This window comes from uncultured Pseudacidovorax sp. (genome assembly GCF_913773995.1).
In the GTDB taxonomy this organism is placed as follows: domain Bacteria; phylum Pseudomonadota; class Gammaproteobacteria; order Burkholderiales; family Burkholderiaceae_C; genus Xenophilus.
The window spans coordinates 77,216-96,691 of the sequence record NZ_CAJYES010000113.1 but is presented as its reverse complement, the minus strand read 5'-3'; the positions used below and the strand labels follow the sequence as shown (position 1 = coordinate 96,691).

At 68.8% G+C, this 19,476-nt stretch carries 21 protein-coding genes and 1 riboswitch; of the genes, 8 read left to right on the top strand and 13 right to left on the bottom strand.

The genetic code is table 11. From position 1 onward, the window contains the following. Positions 1 to 7: 7 nt before the first annotated feature. Entirely contained in the window at positions 8 to 589 is a 582-nt protein-coding gene (gene ruvA / locus QZ772_RS10380; protein ID WP_017761470.1) for a Holliday junction branch migration protein RuvA, read from the bottom strand. 48 nt (positions 590 to 637) lie between these two features. Here ruvA and QZ772_RS10375 point away from each other — a divergent pair, with 48 nt between their 5' ends. Both QZ772_RS10375 and ybeY read left to right on the top strand, forming a co-directional pair. Continuing rightward, complete coding sequence (locus QZ772_RS10375) at positions 638 to 1,594, top strand: PhoH family protein (protein WP_295525558.1); 957 nt, start codon at positions 638 to 640, stop codon at positions 1,592 to 1,594. After that, positions 1,594 to 2,055, top strand: coding sequence for an rRNA maturation RNase YbeY (ybeY, locus tag QZ772_RS10370; RefSeq protein ID WP_295525555.1), 462 nt, complete (start codon positions 1,594 to 1,596; stop codon positions 2,053 to 2,055). Before QZ772_RS10375 ends, ybeY begins: the two co-directional genes overlap by 1 nt. A gap of 187 nt (positions 2,056 to 2,242) precedes the next feature. Here the strand turns inward: ybeY and dtd are convergent, their stop codons facing one another. Next, positions 2,243 to 2,683: a D-aminoacyl-tRNA deacylase gene (dtd, locus tag QZ772_RS10365; protein ID WP_295525552.1), complete on the bottom strand. Its 441-nt coding sequence runs from the start codon at positions 2,681 to 2,683 to the stop codon at positions 2,243 to 2,245. Beyond that, on the bottom strand, positions 2,680 to 3,642 hold the full coding sequence (locus tag QZ772_RS10360) for a cation diffusion facilitator family transporter (protein ID WP_295525550.1): 963 nt from the start codon (positions 3,640 to 3,642) through the stop codon (positions 2,680 to 2,682). The genes dtd and QZ772_RS10360 overlap by 4 nt, the downstream gene beginning before the upstream one ends. A 91-nt stretch (positions 3,643 to 3,733) precedes the next feature. Between QZ772_RS10360 and QZ772_RS10355 the strand changes: the two genes are divergently transcribed. Continuing rightward, positions 3,734 to 4,204: a FecR family protein gene (locus QZ772_RS10355; protein ID WP_295525547.1), complete on the top strand. Its 471-nt coding sequence runs from the start codon at positions 3,734 to 3,736 to the stop codon at positions 4,202 to 4,204. Beyond that, positions 4,204 to 4,824 carry an OmpA family protein gene (locus QZ772_RS10350; protein WP_295525545.1) on the top strand — a complete coding sequence of 207 codons (621 nt, stop codon included), beginning with the start codon at positions 4,204 to 4,206 and terminating at the stop codon, positions 4,822 to 4,824. The genes QZ772_RS10355 and QZ772_RS10350 overlap by 1 nt, the downstream gene beginning before the upstream one ends. Before the next feature lie 98 nt (positions 4,825 to 4,922). Here the strand turns inward: QZ772_RS10350 and tyrS are convergent, their stop codons facing one another. After that, entirely contained in the window at positions 4,923 to 6,155 is a 1,233-nt protein-coding gene (gene tyrS / locus QZ772_RS10345; protein WP_295525543.1) for a tyrosine--tRNA ligase, read from the bottom strand. A gap of 165 nt (positions 6,156 to 6,320) precedes the next feature. Here tyrS and QZ772_RS10340 point away from each other — a divergent pair, with 165 nt between their 5' ends. Together QZ772_RS10340 and QZ772_RS10335 are read left to right on the top strand one after the other, a co-directional pair. Continuing rightward, positions 6,321 to 7,673, top strand: coding sequence for a M23 family metallopeptidase (locus tag QZ772_RS10340; protein WP_295525713.1), 1,353 nt, complete (start codon positions 6,321 to 6,323; stop codon positions 7,671 to 7,673). Positions 7,674 to 7,772: 99 nt separating this feature from the next. Then, entirely contained in the window at positions 7,773 to 8,888 is a 1,116-nt protein-coding gene (locus QZ772_RS10335) for an anhydro-N-acetylmuramic acid kinase (RefSeq protein ID WP_295525541.1), read from the top strand. A gap of 87 nt (positions 8,889 to 8,975) precedes the next feature. On the opposite strand, the gene mdtD is transcribed toward QZ772_RS10335, so the two are convergent. The 4 genes from mdtD to rplM all read right to left on the bottom strand — a co-directional run bounded on the left by mdtD (position 8,976) and on the right by rplM (position 11,815). Then, positions 8,976 to 10,403, bottom strand: a complete 1,428-nt coding sequence (gene mdtD / locus QZ772_RS10330; protein ID WP_295525539.1) for a multidrug transporter subunit MdtD — start codon at positions 10,401 to 10,403, stop codon at positions 8,976 to 8,978. A 90-nt stretch (positions 10,404 to 10,493) separates the two neighbouring features. Further along, entirely contained in the window at positions 10,494 to 10,826 is a 333-nt protein-coding gene (erpA, locus tag QZ772_RS10325; protein ID WP_114802529.1) for an iron-sulfur cluster insertion protein ErpA, read from the bottom strand. Between the two features lie 156 nt (positions 10,827 to 10,982). Next, complete coding sequence (gene rpsI / locus QZ772_RS10320; protein WP_295525537.1) at positions 10,983 to 11,375, bottom strand: 30S ribosomal protein S9; 393 nt, start codon at positions 11,373 to 11,375, stop codon at positions 10,983 to 10,985. An 11-nt stretch (positions 11,376 to 11,386) separates the two neighbouring features. Beyond that, positions 11,387 to 11,815, bottom strand: coding sequence for a 50S ribosomal protein L13 (gene rplM, locus QZ772_RS10315; protein WP_114802320.1), 429 nt, complete (start codon positions 11,813 to 11,815; stop codon positions 11,387 to 11,389). 197 nt (positions 11,816 to 12,012) lie between these two features. Between rplM and rlmJ the strand changes: the two genes are divergently transcribed. After that, a complete protein-coding gene (gene rlmJ / locus QZ772_RS10310) occupies positions 12,013 to 12,912 on the top strand; it encodes a 23S rRNA (adenine(2030)-N(6))-methyltransferase RlmJ (RefSeq protein WP_295525535.1) in 900 nt (299 codons plus the stop codon). 49 nt (positions 12,913 to 12,961) lie between these two features. Here rlmJ and QZ772_RS10305 read toward each other — a convergent pair whose 3' ends face one another. The 5 genes from QZ772_RS10305 to QZ772_RS10285 form a co-directional block, all read right to left on the bottom strand. Then, positions 12,962 to 13,450: a septal ring lytic transglycosylase RlpA family protein gene (locus QZ772_RS10305; RefSeq protein ID WP_366510572.1), complete on the bottom strand. Its 489-nt coding sequence runs from the start codon at positions 13,448 to 13,450 to the stop codon at positions 12,962 to 12,964. A gap of 233 nt (positions 13,451 to 13,683) precedes the next feature. Further along, positions 13,684 to 14,517 carry a methylenetetrahydrofolate reductase [NAD(P)H] gene (gene metF / locus QZ772_RS10300; RefSeq protein ID WP_295525533.1) on the bottom strand — a complete coding sequence of 278 codons (834 nt, stop codon included), beginning with the start codon at positions 14,515 to 14,517 and terminating at the stop codon, positions 13,684 to 13,686. 21 nt (positions 14,518 to 14,538) lie between these two features. Next, positions 14,539 to 15,312, bottom strand: coding sequence for a TlyA family RNA methyltransferase (locus QZ772_RS10295; RefSeq protein ID WP_295525531.1), 774 nt, complete (start codon positions 15,310 to 15,312; stop codon positions 14,539 to 14,541). A 122-nt stretch (positions 15,313 to 15,434) separates the two neighbouring features. Beyond that, entirely contained in the window at positions 15,435 to 16,868 is a 1,434-nt protein-coding gene (ahcY, locus tag QZ772_RS10290) for an adenosylhomocysteinase (protein WP_295525527.1), read from the bottom strand. A gap of 77 nt (positions 16,869 to 16,945) precedes the next feature. Continuing rightward, positions 16,946 to 17,015, bottom strand: a riboswitch (S-adenosyl-L-homocysteine riboswitch). Positions 17,016 to 17,024: 9 nt separating this feature from the next. Further along, complete coding sequence (locus tag QZ772_RS10285; RefSeq protein WP_295525524.1) at positions 17,025 to 18,722, bottom strand: adenylate/guanylate cyclase domain-containing protein; 1,698 nt, start codon at positions 18,720 to 18,722, stop codon at positions 17,025 to 17,027. A 26-nt stretch (positions 18,723 to 18,748) separates the two neighbouring features. Here QZ772_RS10285 and QZ772_RS10280 point away from each other — a divergent pair, with 26 nt between their 5' ends. Further along, positions 18,749 to 19,465 carry a Crp/Fnr family transcriptional regulator gene (locus QZ772_RS10280; RefSeq protein ID WP_295525521.1) on the top strand — a complete coding sequence of 239 codons (717 nt, stop codon included), beginning with the start codon at positions 18,749 to 18,751 and terminating at the stop codon, positions 19,463 to 19,465. The last annotated feature ends 11 nt before the right edge of the window (positions 19,466 to 19,476 follow it).

Genomic DNA, 19,476 nt, shown 5'->3' with positions numbered 1-19,476 from the left:
GCGCCCCTTACTTGGCCAGCGCCTTCAGCGCCATCTTGATGCCCTCGCTCACGCCCACGTCCTTGGGCAGGGCCTTGAGCGCGGCGGCGCCTTCCTTGTCGTTGTAACCCAGCGCCAGCAGGGCCTGCAGGATGTCGGCCTGGGCGTCGCTCGCGGGCTGGGCGGCAGCGCCCGCGGTGCCCACGGCATCGCCCAGCTTGCCCTTGAGTTCCAGCAAGAGCCGCTCGGCGGTCTTCTTGCCGATGCCGGGAATCTTCACCAGCCGGCCTGGCTCCTGCAGCGCGATAGCCTGCACCAGCTCGCCCACGCTCAGGCCCGACAGGATGCCCAGCGCCGTGCGCGGCCCCACGCCGGCGATCTTGATCAGCTGCCTAAAGGCCGCACGCTCTTCCGCCGAAGCGAAGCCGTAGAGAATCTGGGCATCCTCTCGCACGATGAAGTGCGTGAGCAGCGAGACCTTCGCGCCCACCTGCGGCAGGTTGTAGAAGGTGCTCATCGGCACGTCCACCTCGTAGCCCACGCCGCCGCAGTCGATCACGATCTGCGGCGGGTTGCGTTCGGCCAGGGTTCCGGTGAGTTTTCCTATCATGACTTACGTGCCGATCCTTCGATTCCATCTGCCAGAGAAAAAAGCCGCGTGATTCTCCGCCACAGCTTCACCCCCGCGAACAACACCCGCCTGGCCCATCTGTGCGGCCCCATGGACGCGCACCTGCGCCGCATCGAGGAGGCGCTGGAGGTCAAGATCGCCCACCGCCACGAGCTGTTCAAGATCGACGGTCCCAAGGCCCGCGCCGAACGCGCGTTGGAGGTGCTGCAGGCCCTGTACGAGATCGCCCGGCATCCCCTCGACGCCGCCATGGTGCAGCTCACCCTGGCCGGCGACGGCCAGATGGCCGAGGCCGAGGACGGTGCGCTCACGCTCGCCACCCGCCGCGGCAACCTGCGCGCCCGCACGCCCAACCAGAGCGTGTACCTGGACAACATCGCCAACCACGACATCACCTTCGGCATCGGCCCGGCGGGCACCGGCAAGACCTACCTGGCGGTGGCCTGCGCGGTCGACGCGCTGGAGCGCAGCAGCGTGCAGCGCATCGTGCTCACCCGCCCGGCGGTGGAGGCCGGCGAGCGCCTGGGCTTCTTGCCCGGCGACCTGACGCAGAAGGTCGACCCCTACCTGCGCCCGCTCTACGACTCGCTGTACGACCTGATGGGCTTCGAGAAGGTCACCAAGGCCTTCGAGCGCAATGCGCTGGAGATCGCGCCGTTGGCCTTCATGCGCGGGCGCACCCTCAACAACGCCTTCGTCATCCTCGACGAGGCGCAGAACACCACGCCCGAGCAGATGAAGATGTTCCTCACCCGCATCGGCTTCGGCAGCAAGTGCGTGGTGACGGGCGACATCAGCCAGATCGACCTGCCCAAGACGCAGACCAGCGGCCTGGTGGAGGCCGAGCGGGTGCTGCGCCGGGTGCAGGGCCTGGCCTTCACCCGCTTCGACACCGGCGACGTGGTGCGCCATCCGCTGGTGGCGCGCATCGTCGATGCCTACGACGCCTCCCGCAAGCGCAGCAGCAGCACGAAGGCCGACTGATGGCGATGCCGCCCCTTGCCCTGTCGCTGCAGTTCGGCCGCATCGATGCGCTGGCGCGCCACCGCGCCGCCCTGCCCCGCCATCGCGTGGCCCGCTGCATCCGCCATGCGCTGGAAGCACCCGGCGAGATCACCGTGCGCATCGTCGATGCCGAGGAAGGCCAGCAGCTCAACCGCGAATTCCGTGGCAAGGACTACGCGACCAACGTGCTCACCTTCGACTATGCGCAGTCACCGATGGTGATGGCCGACCTGGTGCTGTGCGCGCCCGTCGTGGCCCGCGAAGCGAAGGAGCTGGGCGTGACCCTGGCCGCCCATTACGCGCACCTGCTGGTGCACGGCACCCTGCACGCGCAGGGCTGGGACCATGAGACCGGCGACGAGGATGCCGAGGCGATGGAAGCGCGCGAGATCGAGATCCTGGCCGGATTGGGCGTGCGCAATCCGTACAGCCGCCGCTGACGGCGCACTACCAGTCAGTGAAGCAAGAGCCGTTCGGGCTGAGCCTGTCGAAGCCAGGGCACATCGCAGTTCGAAGCCCTTCGGCAAGCTCAGGGCAAACGGGCTCACTGGCTGGCGTTGCGCTGACAGCGCGTCTTCACAGGCCCACGCGAACAACAGCCTGAAGGCTAGAGCCCGATTTCAGCCTTCAGCGCATGTCGATCGGAATGGTCACCGGACCATCGTTGATCAGATGCACCTGCATGTCGGCCCCGAAACGCCCCGTGGCCACCTCGGGATGCAGGCTTCGGGCCTGCGCGACGAAGGCGTCGTAGAGCCGCCGCCCTTCGTCCGGCGGCGCGGCCCCGGTGAAGCTGGGCCGGTTGCCGCCGCGCACGTCCGCCGCCAGCGTGAACTGGCTGACGATCAGCAGCCCGCCACTCACGTACTGCACGCTGCGGTTCATCTTGCCGGCCTCGTCCGAAAAGATCCGCAGTTTCAGGATCTTGGCCAGCAGTCGCTCGCCCACGGCCTCGGTGTCGCCCGGCTCGGCACACACCAGCACGAGCAGGCCCGGGCCGATGGCGCCGGCCACCTCGCCGGCGATCTCCACACGCGCCTCGCGCACCCGCTGCAGCAGCGCCTTCACGGCAGCACCCGGCCGACCGGGTCGCGCTCCTGTGCCAGCGCGGCGCGCGACTCGAACTTGAGTGGCAGGAGCTGGATGGTGACGCGCAGGTTGGGCAATACGCCCATCAGCGCCCGCTCCACGTCGTCGCGCATCAGCGCGGCGCGGCGCAGCGTCCACCCGCCCGGCAGGTGCATGTGCAGGTCGGCGAAACAACGCCGGCCGGCACGGCGGGTGACGAGGTGGTCGAAGCGCAGCTCGGTGTCGGCCGGCGTCTCGGCGGCGATCCGATCGAGCACCGACTGCAGCAGCGCCTGGTCGGCCGGCGCCAGCGCCTCGTCCATCAGGCCCTGGGCCGAGCGCCAGACCAGTTGCCCCCCCTCCCAGATGATGTTGATCGCCACGCCGATGGCCAGCAGCGGATCGAGCCACAACCAGCCGGTGAAGCCCACTGCGATCACGCCGACGATCACGCCGACGGACGTCCACACGTCCGTCATCAGGTGACGGCCATCGGCCTCCAGCGCGATCGAGCTGTGCTTCTTTGCCGCGCGGAACAGCAGCCAGGCCAGCCCGCCGTTGAAGGCCGAGCTCACGGCCGAGAGCACAAGGCCCCAGCTCAACTGCTCCAGCGGCTGGGGATTGAGCAGCCGGTGCACGGCCGCGCCCGCAATGGCCAGCGCCGCACCGACGATCAGCACGCCCTCGAAGCCCGAGGAGAAATACTCGGCCTTGTGGTGGCCGTAGGGATGGTCGTCGTCCGCCGGGCGGGAGGCCACCGTCACCATGCTCAGCGCGAACACGGCGCTGGCCAGGTTCACGAAGGACTCCATCGCGTCGGAGATCAGGCCCATGGAATGGGTCACATAGCCGGCGATGCTCTTGAGCAGGATGGTGACCAGCGCGACCCCGATGGACAGCTTCAGCAGGTTGCGCGGCTGCCAAAGTGGCGAATCGTTTCCAAGAGGGAAATATTTCATGTTCTGTTTAAAAAACTCTGCTGGGCGCGCAACAGGACGCTGCGGAGCGCGTCCTATCATCCGCGGTTTGCTTTAGCGCCAGATTAAGGTCATGAGACAGAGGACGCTTCAAGGCCTTCTCGCCGCCGCCCTGTGTGCCGGCATTGTGGGCTCGGCCCAGGCGCAGGACGCCGTAAGCGGCGGACACGCCGGCTTCATCAAATCGGTCCAGGGGAAGGTGCTCATCGTGACCGCGGCCGGGCAGTCGCAGGCCGCCCAGGCAGGCAGCACGCTGCGTGCCAGCGACCGCGTCGAGACGGATGCGCAAGGCGCCGCCGGCCTCGTGCTGCGCGATGGCACCACCCTGGTCGTCGGGCCCGCCTCCCGCGTGGACCTGCGCGATTACCGCTTCGACAGCACCACGCAGGAGGGCAGCCTGCTGGTGGCCCTGCTTCAGGGTTCGCTGCGCATGATCAGCGGCCTGCTCGGCAAGGCCCATCCGGAAGCCGTGCGCGTGGAGACGCAGACGGCCACGATCGGCATCCGCGGAACGGACTTCATCGTGTCCGCCGAGGCCCCGTGATGCGCCGCCTTCTCGCCCTGCTGCGTTGGGCCGTTCCGGCCGTGGCCATGCTGCTCGCGGCCTGCGCGGCGCCACCGCCGCCGCCCTCCACCCGCGTGGTGCTACTGCCGCAGGACGACGGTGCGCCGTCCGCAGTGGTCGTGCAGACAGCCGGCGGCCAGCAGCGGCTGGACAAGCCCTACGAACGTGCCTCCGTGGTCGCCGCCAGCCAGCCGCCCGTGGTCGATACCACCGACGCGGCGACGGTTCAGGCCCGCAACCCCAGCCTCTTCTCGATGCGCCCCGCCCGGCCACAGCGCTTCGTATTGTTCTTCGACACCGGCGGCACGCGGCTGGCCGCCCAGTCGCAGCGCGACCTCGACGCCTTGCTGGGCGATGCCCTCTCCCGGCCGGGCGCCGACCTGGTCATCACCGGCCACACCGACACCCGGGGTGCGGCGGCCGCCAACGATGCGCTGTCTTTGGCCCGCGCGCAGAGGGTGCGGCAGATGCTGATCCAGCGCGGCTTCGCGCATGAGCGCATCGAAGCCGCCGGCCGCGGCGAGCGGGAACTGGCCGTGCCCACAGCCGACGAGGTGGACGAGCCACGCAACCGACGCGTCGTGGTCGATCTGCGCTGAAAGCCCAGGCGCTTCTCTACTGGGGGGCCCGCCCGCCTGACGGGCGACCGGCGCAGCCGGCGCGTTGAAGCAGGCGTGCCGCTCAGCACGCCGGACGCTCAGCCCAGCAGCACCCGCGCGAACTTGCGCTTGCCCACCTGCACCACGTAGCTGCCGGCTTCCAGCTTGAGGCCCTTGTCGCTCACCACGCTGGAATCCACGCGCACGCCGCCGCCATCGATCAGGCGGTTGCCCTCCGATGTCGACGCGGCCAGACCCGCCTGCTTGAGCAGATGGGCAATGCCCAGCGGCGCACCGCTGATCTGCACCTCGGGAATGTCGTCCGGCACGCCACCGCGACTGCGGTTGACGAAGTCCTGCTCGGCCGCGTCGGCCGCCTGGGCACTGTGGAAGCGGGCCGTGATCTCCTTGGCCAGCATCACCTTCGCTTCCTTGGGATTGCGCCCCGCCTCGACCTCGGCCTTCAGCGCAGCGATCTCCTGCAGCGAGCGGAAGCTCAGGAGCGTGAACCACTTCCACATCAACTCGTCCGAGATGGAGAGCACCTTGGCGAACATGGTGTTCGGCGCCTCGCTGATGCCGATGTAGTTGTTCTTGCTCTTGGACATCTTCTCGACGCCATCGAGCCCTTCGAGCAAAGGCATGGTCAGGACGCACTGCGGCTCCTGGCCATGTTCCTGCTGCAGGTGCCGGCCCACGAGCAGGTTGAACTTCTGGTCGGTGCCGCCGAGTTCCAGGTCGCTCTTGAGGGCCACCGAGTCGTAGCCCTGCATCAGCGGATACAGGAACTCATGCACCGAGATCGACTGACCGGCCTTGAAGCGCTTGGTGAAGTCGTCGCGCTCCATCATCCGGGCCACCGTGTATTTGGCCGCCAGTTGGATCATGCCGCGGGCGCCGAGCGGGTCGCTCCATTCGGAGTTGTAGCGGATCTCGGTGCGCGCCGGGTCGAGCACCAGGCTGGCCTGGCGGTAGTAGGTCTGCGCGTTCTCTTCGATCTGCTCGCGCGTCAGGGGGGGCCGGGTACTGTTGCGGCCGGAGGGGTCGCCGATCAGCGTGGTGAAGTCACCGATCAGGAAGATCACCTGATGGCCCAGGTCCTGCAGCTGGCGCATCTTGTTGAGCACCACCGTGTGGCCGATGTGGATGTCGGGGGCCGTGGGGTCCAGGCCCAGCTTGATGCGCAGCGGCTGGCCGGTCTTCTCGGACCGCTGCAGCTTACGGATCCACTCGTCCTGGGGAAGCAGTTCGTCGGCGCCTCGCAGCGAAATTTCGAGCGCTTGTCCTACACCATCCGATAGTGTTTGACCAATAGGAGACTGGGGATTCATTGCGATTTTGAGGGGCGGAAACAACACACGCCGCTATACTCCGCCGGGTTTTGCGCTGTGCATTCTACGCAGCGCCTCTTTTCGCCCCGCCCTGGCATCAGCGCTTACCTACAGCGCCTCAGGACGGCCGCCGAACCCGAGCCCTGGATTCCTACGTTGTCGAAATTGATCAACGGCATTCTGGCCGCCGAGGAAGCATTTGCCTCTCGTGTGGCCCTGGTCATCAGGACCCATCCCCGCCATCTCACCGCCGCCGTCGCGGCGATGCTGATGACCGCCGGCGGCGGCGCCTTCGCCGTCGCCTCGCTGGGTCCCGATGCTGCGGATCTGCCGATCCGCCAAGTCCTCGAAACCGTCACCCCCTTGGCTGTCGAAAGCCAGAGCGAAGCGCTCGACGGCTACAGCTTCACCCTGTTCCGCACCGAGTCCACCCGCGCCAGCGACACGGCAGACGCCCTGCTCGGCCGCCTCGGCGTGAACGACCCGACGGCCGCCGCCTTCGTGCGCGGCAATGGCGAGGCGCGCTCCGCCATGCTCAGCCGCGTGGGCCGCACCATCTCCGCCGAGATCGGCCAGGACGGCCGCCTGCACCGCCTGTCGGCCCGCTGGGTGCCCGACAACGCGGGCGGTTTCCAACGCATCACCATGCAGCCGGACGGCGCCAGCTTCGCCGTGCGCAGCGAGGCCGAGGCGCTGGACATCAACCAGCGCGTGGCTGGCGGCACCATCCAGAGCTCGCTCTTCGCCGCCACCGACGCCGCTGGCATTCCCGACGCCATCGCCAGCCAGCTGGCGGACATCTTCTCGGGCGACGTGGACTTCCGCCAGCTGCGCAAGGGCGACCGCTTCGCCGTGCAGTACGAAAGCCTCGAGGCCGACGGCCAGGCCATGCGCACCGGCCGCGTCCTGGCCGCCGAATTCGAAACCGGTGGCAAGGTGCACCAGGCCCTGTGGTTCGAGCCTGCTGGCCAGAAGGGCGGCTACTACCGCTTCGACGGCGAAAGCCTGCGCCGCGCCTACCTGGCCTCGCCGGTCGAGTTCACCCGCGTCTCCAGCGGTTTCGCGATGCGGCTGCACCCCATCCTGAACAGCTGGCGGCAGCACACGGGCACCGACTTCGCCGCGCCGCCCGGCACGCCGGTGCGCACGGTGGGCGACGGGACGGTCGATTTCGCCGGCTGGCAGAACGGCTACGGCAACATCGTCATCGTCAATCACCGAAATCGCCAGCAGACAGCCTATGCGCACCTGAGCCGCATCGACGTCAAGGCGGGCCAGTCGGTGAGCCAAGGGCAGCGCGTGGGCGCGGTGGGCTCCACGGGCTGGGCCACCGGCCCGCACCTGCATTTCGAGTTCCGCATCGACGGCCAGTACTTCGATCCGCAGCGCATGCTGGCCGAGCAGGATGGCGGCACGCCGATCCCCGCCTCCGCCCGCGCAGCCTTCGCCAAGGCGATGAGTGCGGCGCGCACCGAACTCGCCGCGGCCAGCGCAGTGCTGCAGGCCCGAGCAGACTGAGCTGGCGCGGCCGGCCGCGCACCCGCGGCACGGCCTGTTCCACCCTTCGCAGCGCCGGCCCTCCGGCGCTTTTTTCATGGCGAATTTCGAGACCCTCGCATGACCGCGCTTTTCATCGGCCTGATGTCCGGCACTTCCCTCGATGGCGTGGACGGCGTGCTCGCCTCCTTCGATGGCGGTGTGATGGTGCATGCCCATGCGAGCGTCGGCTTCGACGCCCACCTGCGCGCCGAACTGCTGGCGCTGAATCAGCCACAGGGTGTGGACGAACTGCACCGGGCCGCACTCGCCGCCAACGGCCTTGCGCGCCACTACGCCAAGGTTGTGCGACAACTGCTCGATCAGTCCGATCGGGCCGCAGGGTCGATTCGCGCCGTGGGCGCGCATGGCCAAACGGTGCGTCACCGGCCAGGCGCCTTCGACGGCACGGGCTACACGCTGCAGCTGAGCAACCCGGCACTGCTGGCCGAGCTGACGGGCCTGCCCGTGGCCTGCGATTTCCGCTCGCGCGACGTGGCCGCGGGGGGCCAGGGCGCCCCCCTGGTGCCGGCCTTCCATGCCGCGCTGTTCGGCCGCGCGGGCGAGGCCCGCGCGGCGCTCAACCTGGGCGGCATCGCCAACCTCAGCCTGCTGCCGGGCGATGACGGGCCGGTGCGCGGCTTCGATTGCGGCCCGGCGAACGCCCTGCTCGACCACTGGTGCCAGTTGCACCGAGGGACTGCCTTCGATTCCGGCGGGGCCTGGGCCGCTTCGGGCTCGGTCCGCCCTGCGCTGCTCCAGCGCCTGCTGGCCGAACCCTACTTCGCCCAACCCATTCCCAAGAGCACCGGGCGCGACCTGTTCCATCCGCAGTGGCTCGCGCAGCATCTGCAGGCCGACGACCTGGCGGCGAATCCATGCGATGTGCAGGCCACCCTGGCGGAACTGACCACCCGCAGTTGCGCCGAGGCGCTGCAACTGCATGCGCCGGAGGTCCGACGGCTGATCGTCTGCGGCGGTGGCGCCGCCAATGAAGACCTGATGGGTCGACTGGCGCGGCAACTGCCGGGCGTCGCCATCGACAGCTCCGCCGCGCACGGTCTGCCGCCGCAGCAGGTCGAGGCCACCGCCTTTGCCTGGCTGGCACAGCGCCTCGTGGCCGGCGAACCCGGCAATCTGCCCACGGTCACGGGCGCACGTGGCCTGAGGGTGCTGGGCGCGCTCTACCCGGCCTGAGCGCCCGCAAGAATGCACGGCGGCGCGGCCGCGAAGCGGAACAGCGGAGGGCGCCCTCCATGGCTGGAGCCGGGCGGGCACCCGGCCTCAGTGCCGGCCGGCCGCGTCCGGTTCTTCCAGCTGGGGCGAGCGCGCCTCGGGCGGCACCTGCCAGAAGATGAAGGCCGAGGCCACGGTCACCAGCCCCACCGTCACGAAGGTGGCCTGGAAGGCCGGCAGGGCGTGATCGCCGAAGGCACTGCTGAAGCCCGACAGAACGGCGCCGGCCATGGCGACCCCCAGGCTCATCGCGAGCATCTGCACCATCGAGAAGAGGCTGTTGCCGCTGCTGGCGCTGGCCCCATCCAGGTCCTTGAGGGTGAGGGTGTTCATGGCCGTGAACTGCAGCGAATTGAACGCACCGAACAGCGCGAACTGCAGCAGCCGCAGCCACAGCGGCTCGCCGGGAGAGGCCAGCGCAAAGCTGGTCATCAGCAGGCCGATGATGCAGGTGTTGGCCGTCAGCAGGTTCCGGTAGCCGAACCGCAGGATCAACTGGGCCGCAACCCGCTTCATGCCCATGCCGGCCAGCGCCGTCGGCAGCATCATCATGCCGGCCTGCATCGGCGAGTAGTCCAGCGACACCTGCAGCGACAACGGGATCAGGAAGGGCATGGCGCCACTGCCCAGCCGGCAGAACAGGTTGCCCAGCAACCCGACCGAGAGGGTCTGCACCTGGAAGAGGTGGGTGGAAAACAGCGGCGCCGGATGCCGGACGGCATGCAGCCAATAGGCCACCACGGCCGCGAAGCCGAACACCGCCAGCACCAGGGCTCCGGCGTGCCCCAGGCCCTTTGCACCTTCGATGGCGAGCGACAGGCTGGCCATGCCGAAGGCCAGCAGCACGTAACCCAGCAGGTCGAAGCGGCCGGGCGCATCGGCCCGCACGTCGGGCATGAAACGCTGGGTCGCAGCCAGGCCGATCAGCCCCACCGGCAGGTTGATCAGGAACACCCAGTGCCACGAGGCGTACTCGACCAGCCAACCGCCCAGCGTCGGACCCAGCAGAGGGCCGATCAGGCCAGGAATCGCCACGAAGCTCATGGCTTGCAGGAACTGCGCGCGGGGAAAGGTACGGAGCACAGTCAACCGACCCACCGGCAGGAGCAGCGCACCACCCAGGCCCTGGAGCACACGCGCCGCCACCAGTTCGTCCAGGTGCCGCGACGCCGCGCAGGCCAGCGAACCCAGCGTGAACAAGGCAATGGCGACCATGAACATGCGCCGCGTGCCGAAGCGGTCGGCCAGCCAACCCGAGGCGGGGATCAGCAAGGCCATCGTGAGCGAATAGGACACCACGACGGACTGCATGCGCAACGGACTTTCACCCAGCGCGCGCGCCATCGACGGCAGGGCCGTGTTGATGATGGTGGCATCCAGCGTCTGCATGAAGAAGCCGATGGCCACCAGCCACAGCAGGATGCGTTGCGAGGTGTCGGTGGCCGCTGGGGCAGCTTCGGGTCGGGAGGCGGTCAAGGGCGGGCTCGGGCGCAAAGGGAAACAAAAAGCCGCCCGAAGGCGGCTTTCATGGCGGCGACTGGCGTTGTTGTCGCACGGTGCGGCGGATCAGACCGAGAAGCTCGACCCGCAGCCGCAGGTGGTGGTGGCGTTGGGGTTCTTGATCACGAACTGGGCGCCTTGCAGATCTTCCTTGTAGTCGATCTCGGCACCGACCAGGTACTGGTAGCTCATGGCATCGATGAGCAGCGACACACCGTTCTTGGTCATGGTCGTGTCATCATCGTTGGTCACCTCGTCGAAGGTGAAACCGTATTGGAAGCCGGAGCAGCCGCCGCCCTGGACGAACACGCGCAGCTTCAGGTCGGGATTGCCTTCCTCGGCGATCAGGTCGGCCACCTTGGCGGCGGCGGAATCGGTGAACACGATCGGCTCGGGCATCGCCTGCACGGCGGGCGCGGTGGTTTCGGCAACTGCGGTCATGGGAAATCTCCGTGGAGGGCCGAGCCCGGCGGGCGCAGCCAAGGGGAAGGATGCTAACGCAGGCAAAGAAAAACCGCCCCGAGGGCGGTTTTTCTTTTGAAGCAGGAGAAACGCTCAGCGCTTCGAGAACTGCTTGCGGCGGCGTGCAGAGTGCAGACCGACCTTCTTACGCTCGACTTCACGGGCGTCGCGGGTGACGAAGCCAGCCTGGCTCAGCACCGGCTTGAGGGCCGCGTCGTAGTCGATCAACGCACGGGTGATGCCGTGACGCGTGGCGCCGGCCTGGCCGGATTCACCGCCGCCGTGCACGTTGACCTGGATGTCGAAGGTCTCCAGGTTCTCGGTCAGCGCGAGCGGTTGCTTCGCGATCATGATCGAGGTCTGGCGGCCGAAGAACTGCTCGATCGGCTTGCCATTCACCGTGATCTTGCCGCTGCCCTTCTTGAGGAACACGCGGGCGACGCTGGACTTGCGACGGCCGGTGCCGTTGTTCCAATCACCAATCATCTCGGGACTCCTCAGATTTCCAGCGGCTGCGGTTGCTGGGCGCTGTGCGGATGCTCAGCGCCGCCGTAGACCTTCAGCTTCTTGATCATGGCGTAGCCCAGAGGACCCTTGGGCAGCATGCCCTTGACGGCCTTCTCGAGCGCGCGGCCGGGGTGCTTGGCCTGCATGTCGCGGAAGTTGGTGGCGGTGATGCCACCCGGGAAGCCGGAGTGACGGTAGTAGACCTTGTCGAGGCTCTTGGTGCCGGTGACCTTGAGCTTGGACGCGTTGACGATGACGATGAAGTCACCGGTGTCGACGTGAGGCGTGTAGATGGCTTTGTGCTTGCCGCGCAGACGGAGGGCCACTTCGCTGGCGACCCGACCGAGAACCTTATCGGTTGCGTCAATCACAAACCACTCGTGCTTCACGTCAGCGGGCTTGGCGCTGAACGTAGACATGAGATTTCCTTGGGAAGGAGGTTTGGAAGAGCCCTTTTCCACGGTCGGTCCTTCTCTGGAGGAAGGCTCTTAGGTGGTAGATGCGGCAGGTACCGCGCTTCGCCGCGGGGCTCGGGGAAAACGCTGCGAAGCCCTCTATTATATGCACAGCCTACAGAGACGCGCCAATTGGACGCTCCCGCGGTTAGCATCGCCCCATGTTCAGCTACCGCCATGCCTTCCACGCCGGCAACCATGCCGACGTGCTCAAACACACGGTGCTGATCGCCGTGCTCGACTACCTGCTGGAGAAGGACACGGCCCTCACGATGGTCGACACCCATGCCGGTGCCGGCCTGTATCGCCTGGATGGTGACTATGCCGGCAAGAGCGGCGAGGCCGCCGAGGGCGTGCTGCGGCTGGCCGAGGCGGCCGCCGCGTCCGACACCCCCCTGCCCGATGCGCTCGGTCGCTACCTGGCGCTGGTGCGCGAGTTCAATCGCGGCGAGGCGCTGCGCGTGTACCCGGGCTCGCCTTTCGTCGCCCATCAGCTGCTGCGCGAGCAGGACCGCCTCAAGCTCTATGAGCTGCATCCCATCGACGGCAAGACGCTTTCCGGCAACGTGGCCCAGCTCGACGCGGGCCGCCGCATCGCCGTGCTGCGCGAGGACGGCTTCGGCAGCGCCACCAAGTTCCTGCCGCCGCCCTCGCGCCGCGCGCTCGTGCTCACCGATCCGAGCTACGAAATGAAGACCGACTACGGCCGCACCGCCGCCTACGTGGGCGAGGCGCTCAAGCGCTTCGCCACGGGCGTCTATGCGGTCTGGTATCCGATCATTCCCCGGCCGGAAGCGCACGAACTGCCGCGCCGGCTCAAGACGCTGGCGACCAAGGCCGGCAAGTCCTGGCTCAACGCCAGCCTCACGGTCAAGTCCAGCCGCATGGCTGCCGCGCTGCCGGGCGAAACCAGCCGCCGGCCTGGCCTGCCCGCCAGCGGCATGTTCATCATCAATCCGCCGCATACCCTGGCCGCGCGGCTGCGACCCAGCCTGGCCCGCATGGTGCAGCTGCTGGCACAGGACGCGAACGCCGCCTTCACGCTCGAGCACGGCGGCTGATCCACCCCGGCGGCCGGACGGGCTTCGTGCGCGCAGGCCACGCCCGCACTCAGCGCCGGCCCTTGTTGACCTTGACGACGCGCGCCGGCGCACGGCGCGTCGGTGCGGGACGCGGCACCGCCGCCACGTTGATGGACGCGAGGCCACCTTCGACCCGCTCGCCCGCGCAGCGTCCCCCCTCGTCCGGAATCACCGTCAGCGATACCTGCTTGAAGCCGATGGTGGTCAGCTGGATCTGCTCCGCCGCCGCCTGGCTCAGGTCGATGATGCGGCCCGGCGTGAAGGGACCGCGGTCATTGATGTAGACCAGCACCTCCCGCCCGTTGACCAGGCTGCGCACGCACACCTTGGTGCCGAAGGGCAGCGTCTTGTGGGCGGCGGTGAAGCTGGTCATGTCGAACAGCTCGCCGCTGGCGGTGCGCCGGCGGTGGAACTGCACGCCGTACCAGGAGCCGCCGCCCCGCTCGAATTCCTCGACCTGCAGGTCGTCGGGCGGGCCGTCCGGCGTCTCGCTCAGATCGGGAAAGATCTGGACCACGCGTGAGCGCGGCGCCTCCGCAGCCGCCGGTGCCTGCCGATCCAATGGAATCAGATGGGGCCGCGGTTTGGCGGCGGATGCTGCCGCCCCGGTAGCGCCAGTGACGGCGGCAGCGCCCGCTGGCGGCTCGGCACCCCCGGAACCTGCATCCGGCGTCGTCGGCAGTGGCGCACAGGCCACGGCCAGCAGCGTCGCGAGTGCCGCGCCAGCGGCCCGCGCCGTTGCCCAGACGCTCATTCGCCCAGGCCCAGCCGGTCCAGCAGCGCCAGCGTGGGCGCGGCCTGGTTCATCGTGTAGAAATGAAGCGCCGGGGCGCCGCCCGCCACTAGGCGCTCGCAAAGGGCGGCCACGACGTCCAGGCCGAAGGCCCTGATCGAGGCCGTGTCGTCGCCGAAGGCCTGCAGTCGCAGCCGCACCCAGCGCGGGATCTCCGCACCGCAGGCATCCGAGAAGCGCATCAGCTGCGTCGAACTGGTGATAGGCATGATGCCCGGCACGATCGGCACATCGGCACCGGCGGCGCGCGCCTCGTCGACGAAGCGGAAATAGGCCTCGGGCGTGAAGAAGTACTGCGTGATGGCCGAGTCGGCGCCCGCACGCACCTTGGTCGCGAAGGCCTGCATGTCGGCCTGGGGCGAGCGGGCCTGCGGATGCACCTCGGGATAGCAGGCCACCTCCAGATGGAAATCGCGGCCGGTCTCCGCACGGATGAAGGCCACCAGGTCGCTCGCGTACTGGAACTCGCCGCCGATGCCGTAGCCGCTGGGCAGGTCGCCGCGCAGCGCCACCAGTCGCCGCACGCCCATCGCCTTGAGCTGGCCGAGCTGATCGCGCACCGTTTCGCGCGTGGCCCCGATGCATGAGAAATGCGAGGCGGCGTCGGTGCCTTCTTCCAGGATCTCCTTCACCGTGGCGAAAGTGCCCGCCTGGGTGGAACCGCCCGCGCCGTAGGTCACCGAACAGAACTGCGGCGCGCGGGCACGCAACTGCGCCCGCACGGCCCGCAGCTTGACCGCGCCTTCGGGCGTCTTGGGCGGGAAGAACTCGAAACTGATCGGCAGCGCCATGGGGAACCCTTTTCTTGTCGTCTAGTTGTCGTGCGCGGTCGCCGAAGGCGCCGCGTGGATGAAGAACTCGCGATTGCCGTCGCCGCCGGTGATGGGGCTGTCCAGCCATTGGAGCAGCCGCATACCGGCATCGATGCAGCCCTGCCGCAGCCGGGCCTCGACCTCGGCGTACAACGCCGGATCGCGGACGATGCCGCCCTTGCCGATCTGCGCCGGCTGCAGTTCGAACTGCGGCTTGACCAGCATCAGCAGGCGCCCCGACGGGGCCATCAGCGGCACCAGCGCGGGCAGCACCAGCGTCAGCGAGATGAAGGACAGGTCGCCGACGACCAACCCGAAATCCGCGCCCCCCACCGGCGCGAACTGCGCCGGCTGCAGATGGCGCGCGTTGACCTTCTCCAGCGCCTGCACGCGAGCATCGGCCCGCAGCCGTTCGTGCAGCTGATCATGGCCCACATCCACGCCCACTACGGCGGCGACGCCGCGTTGCAGCAGGCAGTCGGTGAAGCCACCGGTCGACTGGCCCACGTCCAGACAACGCAGGCCCGCGACATCGAGCCCCGCCGCATCGAGTGCGCCTTCGAGCTTCAGGCCGCCGCGCGACACGTAGCGGGCCTCGGCAGCGTCGGCCAGTTCGAGCTCGGCCGTGGGCGGCACGTCGTCGCCATTCTTGGCGACCGCACGCCAAGGCTGGCCGGCGTGCAGCCGCCAGTGCAGGCCACTCGCGATCAGACGCGCCGCCTGCGAGCGTGAAGCAGCCAGGCCGCGTTCGACAAGCAGCTGGTCAGCGCGCATGGGAGAAAACGGGAGCAGGCCGGCTCGCCCCGTGCGAGGCGCCGCGGCCACCGGCTCCGGCGCACCGCCTTCGCGCGCCCTGCACGGGCACCCGCAGCGGCGGCACGAAGCCCGGCGCTTGCTCAGTAGCGGTAGGTGTCGGGCTTGTACGGCCCGGTCTTGGCGACGCCGATGTAGGCGGCCTGCGCGTCGGTCAGCTCGGTGAGCTGGGCCCCGACCTTCTTCAGGTGCAGGCGCGCGACCTTCTCGTCCAGCACCTTGGGCAGCACGTAGACCTTGCCGGCCTCGTAGGCGTCGGGCTTGGTGAACAGCTCGATCTGCGCGATGGTCTGGTTGGCGAAGGAGGAGGACATCACGAAGCTGGGATGGCCCGTGGCGCAGCCCAGGTTGACCAGGCGGCCCTTGGCCAGCAGGGTGATGCGCTTGCCGTCCGGGAAGATCACGTGGTCGACCTGGGGCTTGACCTCTTCCCACTGGTACTTCTCGATCGAGGCGACGTCGATCTCGTTGTCGAAGTGGCCGATGTTGCAGACGATGGATTCGTTCTTCATCGCCAGCATGTGCTCGTGGCGGATCACGTCCTTGTTGCCGGTGGTGGTCACGAAGATGTCGGCCTTGTCGGCGGCGTATTCCATGGTGACGACCTTGAAGCCTTCCATCGCGGCCTGCAGGGCATTGATGGGGTCGATCTCGGTCACCCACACCTGGGCCCGCAGGGCGGCCAGGGCCTGGGCGCAGCCCTTGCCCACATCGCCGTAGCCCGCCACCACGGCGACCTTGCCGGCGATCATCACGTCGGTGGCGCGCTTGATGCCGTCCACCAGCGATTCACGGCAGCCGTACAGGTTGTCGAACTTGCTCTTGGTGACCGAGTCATTGACGTTGATCGCGCGGAACAGCAGCGTGCCCTTGGCGGACATCTCGTTCAGGCGGTGCACGCCGGTGGTGGTCTCTTCGGTCACGCCGATGATCTCGGCCGACTTGCGGCTGTACCAGGTCGGGTCCTGGGCGATCTTGGCCTTGATGGCGGCGAAGAGGATGCGCTCTTCTTCGCTCGACGGGTTGGCGACCACCGACAGGTCCTTCTCGGCGCGCTGGCCCAGGTGCATCAGCAGCGTGGCATCGCCGCCATCGTCCAGGATCATGTTCGGGCCTTCGCCCTTCGAGCCCTTGGGGCCGAAGTCGAAGATGCGGTGGGTGTAGTCCCAGTAGTCTTCCAGCGACTCGCCCTTGACGGCGAACACCGGCGTGCCGCCCGCGGCGATGGCGGCGGCGGCATGGTCCTGCGTCGAGAAGATGTTGCACGAGGCCCAGCGCACGTCCGCGCCCAGGGCCTTGAGGGTTTCGATCAGCACCGCCGTCTGGATGGTCATGTGCAGCGAACCGGTGATGCGGGCGCCCTTCAGGGGCTGCGCTGCAGCGAATTCCTCGCGGATGGCCATGAGACCGGGCATCTCGGTCTCGGCAATCTTGATTTCCTTGCGGCCCCAGTCGGCCAGCGAGATGTCAGCGATCGCCAGGTCGGCGGACGAGTCGGCTTTGAGAACGGCGCTCATGCAATGCTCCAGAACACGGGTTTCAGGGTTTCCGCTGCACGTCGGGGGAGGGAGAGAAAGCACTCACCACGGCGCGATGCGGGTGAGCGTGGTTGCGTATGAATTCCGAGCCTCACGCCTGACGGCGCTGCAACGCTCCTCGGTTGGCCGCGGATTCTACAAAAGCGGCGATGCACCCTGGCCCTGCACGGCCACGGCCAGCGCCTCGGCCGACCAGGCGACCACCTCGATGGGCTCGCGGCGGCCCCGAACCTCGATGCGCCGCATTTCCCCGCCGGCCGGCGACAGGCCCGCTTGCCGCACCGCGAAGCGCGAGGCCACCAGCGCCGCGCCCGCCGCCTTGGTCTGCTCCTGCAGCCGGCTGGCGGTGTTCACGACCTCGCCAACGGCGGTGAAGCTCTGCACGTCCAAGTGGCCGACCTCGCCCACGGCGGCCGTGCCGGCATGCAGGCCCATGCCGAAATCGAGGGACTGGCCGAATTCGCGCTCGAACTCGGCGCTCCACGCGCGCAACCGGGCGCTGATGAGCGCCGCCGCGCGGAAGGCCCGTCGGCAAGCGAGATCCAGCCCTTCCTCCAGGCCGAAGAGGGCCATCACGCTGTCGCCGACGAACTGGTTGGGCACGCCGCCCGCCTCGCGCACCGCCTGGCCGACCAGCGCGAAGTAGCGGTCGAGTACATAGACGAGATCGAAGGGCCACTGGCGCTCGGCCAGGCCGGACCAGCGACGCAGGTCGACGAAGAGCACGGCCACCTCCCGCTCGCCGTCCAGCCGCGGGCGGTGGCCTTCGGCAGCGGCGCCGATTCCCAGCAGGGGTGAGACCGCCAGGTCGCCCGTCGGCCTCAATTGGCAGGCGAGCCGCACTTGGGCGCCCGCGCGCACGCGGGCCAGGGTGCGTTGCTCATCGGGGCCGGGGGCCGGGCAATGGTCGGCCGGCCCCGCCACCCGCACACGGCAGGTGGAACAGCGCGCCCGGCCGCCGCACAGCGACAGGTGCGCGATCCCATGGGCCCGGCTGGCCTCCAGCACGCTCCAGCCGACAGGCACCTGTACGCTGCGATCCGGATAGCGCAGTGTCAGCATGCGGGCGCCGGAGAGCCGGTGCAGCCGCCCTCGTGTCAGGCGGGCGAGCAGCCATGCCGCCAGCAGCGTGACGTAGAGGTCCTGGCCATGCTCGGCGAGCATGCCCAGCCGGTGAGCCTGGACGGCGTCGGGCGCATTCACCGGTCCTGGCGCGAATTGCCACTCCCGCCCCATGGCCACGAAGCCCAGCGCCGCCAGCGTGGGCAGCAACACCGCCGCCGTGAGCAGCAGCGGCTGCGCCCGCCGCCACCGCGGGTCGGCACGCAGGGCGAAATGCAGACCCATGCAGCCATGCAGCCAGGCGGCGACCAGCGCGACGATCTGGAAGGCACCGCCCGCGCTTGCCCACAGGCCCTCGACCACCCGCGCATAGCTGCCGTTCAATCCGAACAAGGTGTAGCCGGCGCGCATGGACGCCAGGTGCGAGGCCAGCAGCAGCGGCAAGGCGAAGCCCAGCACGATGCGCAGTCCCTGCGAAGGCGGCATGCGCAGGCTGCGCCGCTCCCACAGCGCCCCGAAGGCGAGCGCCAGGTGCACCGCCACCGCGCCATAGAGCAGCAGCGTGCCCGGCCAGGAATGCCAAAAGGCGCGAAGCGGTCCCAGCGCCGATTCGGCCACGCGGAGGGAGACGAGCCCCAGCGAATGGTTGAGCAAGTGCAGCGTCACGTAGGCCATCAGCACCAGGCCACTGGCCCAACGCAGGTCGCGGCGCGAACGGAGGGAGAAGGGGGCAGGGGCGGCCGGTGCGGCGACCGGCGGAGGCGGGCTCATGGGCGGCTGAGCATAATCGCGCGCCCATGAGCGACCGGCCCTCCAGTCTCGCGCTTCGGCGCTTCGCCCTCTTCGACGACCTGCCCCCGGCGCGCCTGGACGCACTGGCGGGCCGCTGCGCCTGGCGCCGGGTGGCCGCCGGCCAGCCGCTGCTGCTGCGGCGCCAGCCGCGCGCCGACGTCTACCTGGTGATCGACGGCGCGGTACGCGTGACCACTTATGGCGCCAATGGCCGGCAGGTCACCTTCCGCGATTTGGGCGCCGGCGAGATCGTTGGCGACCTGGCCGCGCTGGACGGCCAACCCCGCTCGGCGGACGTGATGACTGTGGAAGACAGTCTGGTGGCAGTGCTAGACCGTGAGGTCTTCCTGGACCTGCTGCAGGAGGAACCGGCTGTGGCCCGGCGCCAGATGCAGCGTCTGACGACGCTGGTGCGCCAGTTGTCGGAGCGGGTGATCGAGTTGAGCACGCTGGGCGTGCAGAACCGCCTTCATGCGGAACTGCTGCGGTTGGCCCGGACCGCCAGTCCGGAGGCCACTGCCGGCGAGGTGCGGCTGGCGCCGACACCTCGCCATGCCGAATTGGCCAGCCGCATCAGCACCAATCGCGAGCAGGTCACCCGCGAACTCAATGCGCTGGTGCGAGCCGGGCTGCTGCGCAAGGAGGGCGACGCCCTCGTCGTCACCGATGTGGCCCGCCTGGCTCGGGTGGTCGCCGAGGTGATGGGCGACGGCGGCGCCTGAGGCCGCCTCAC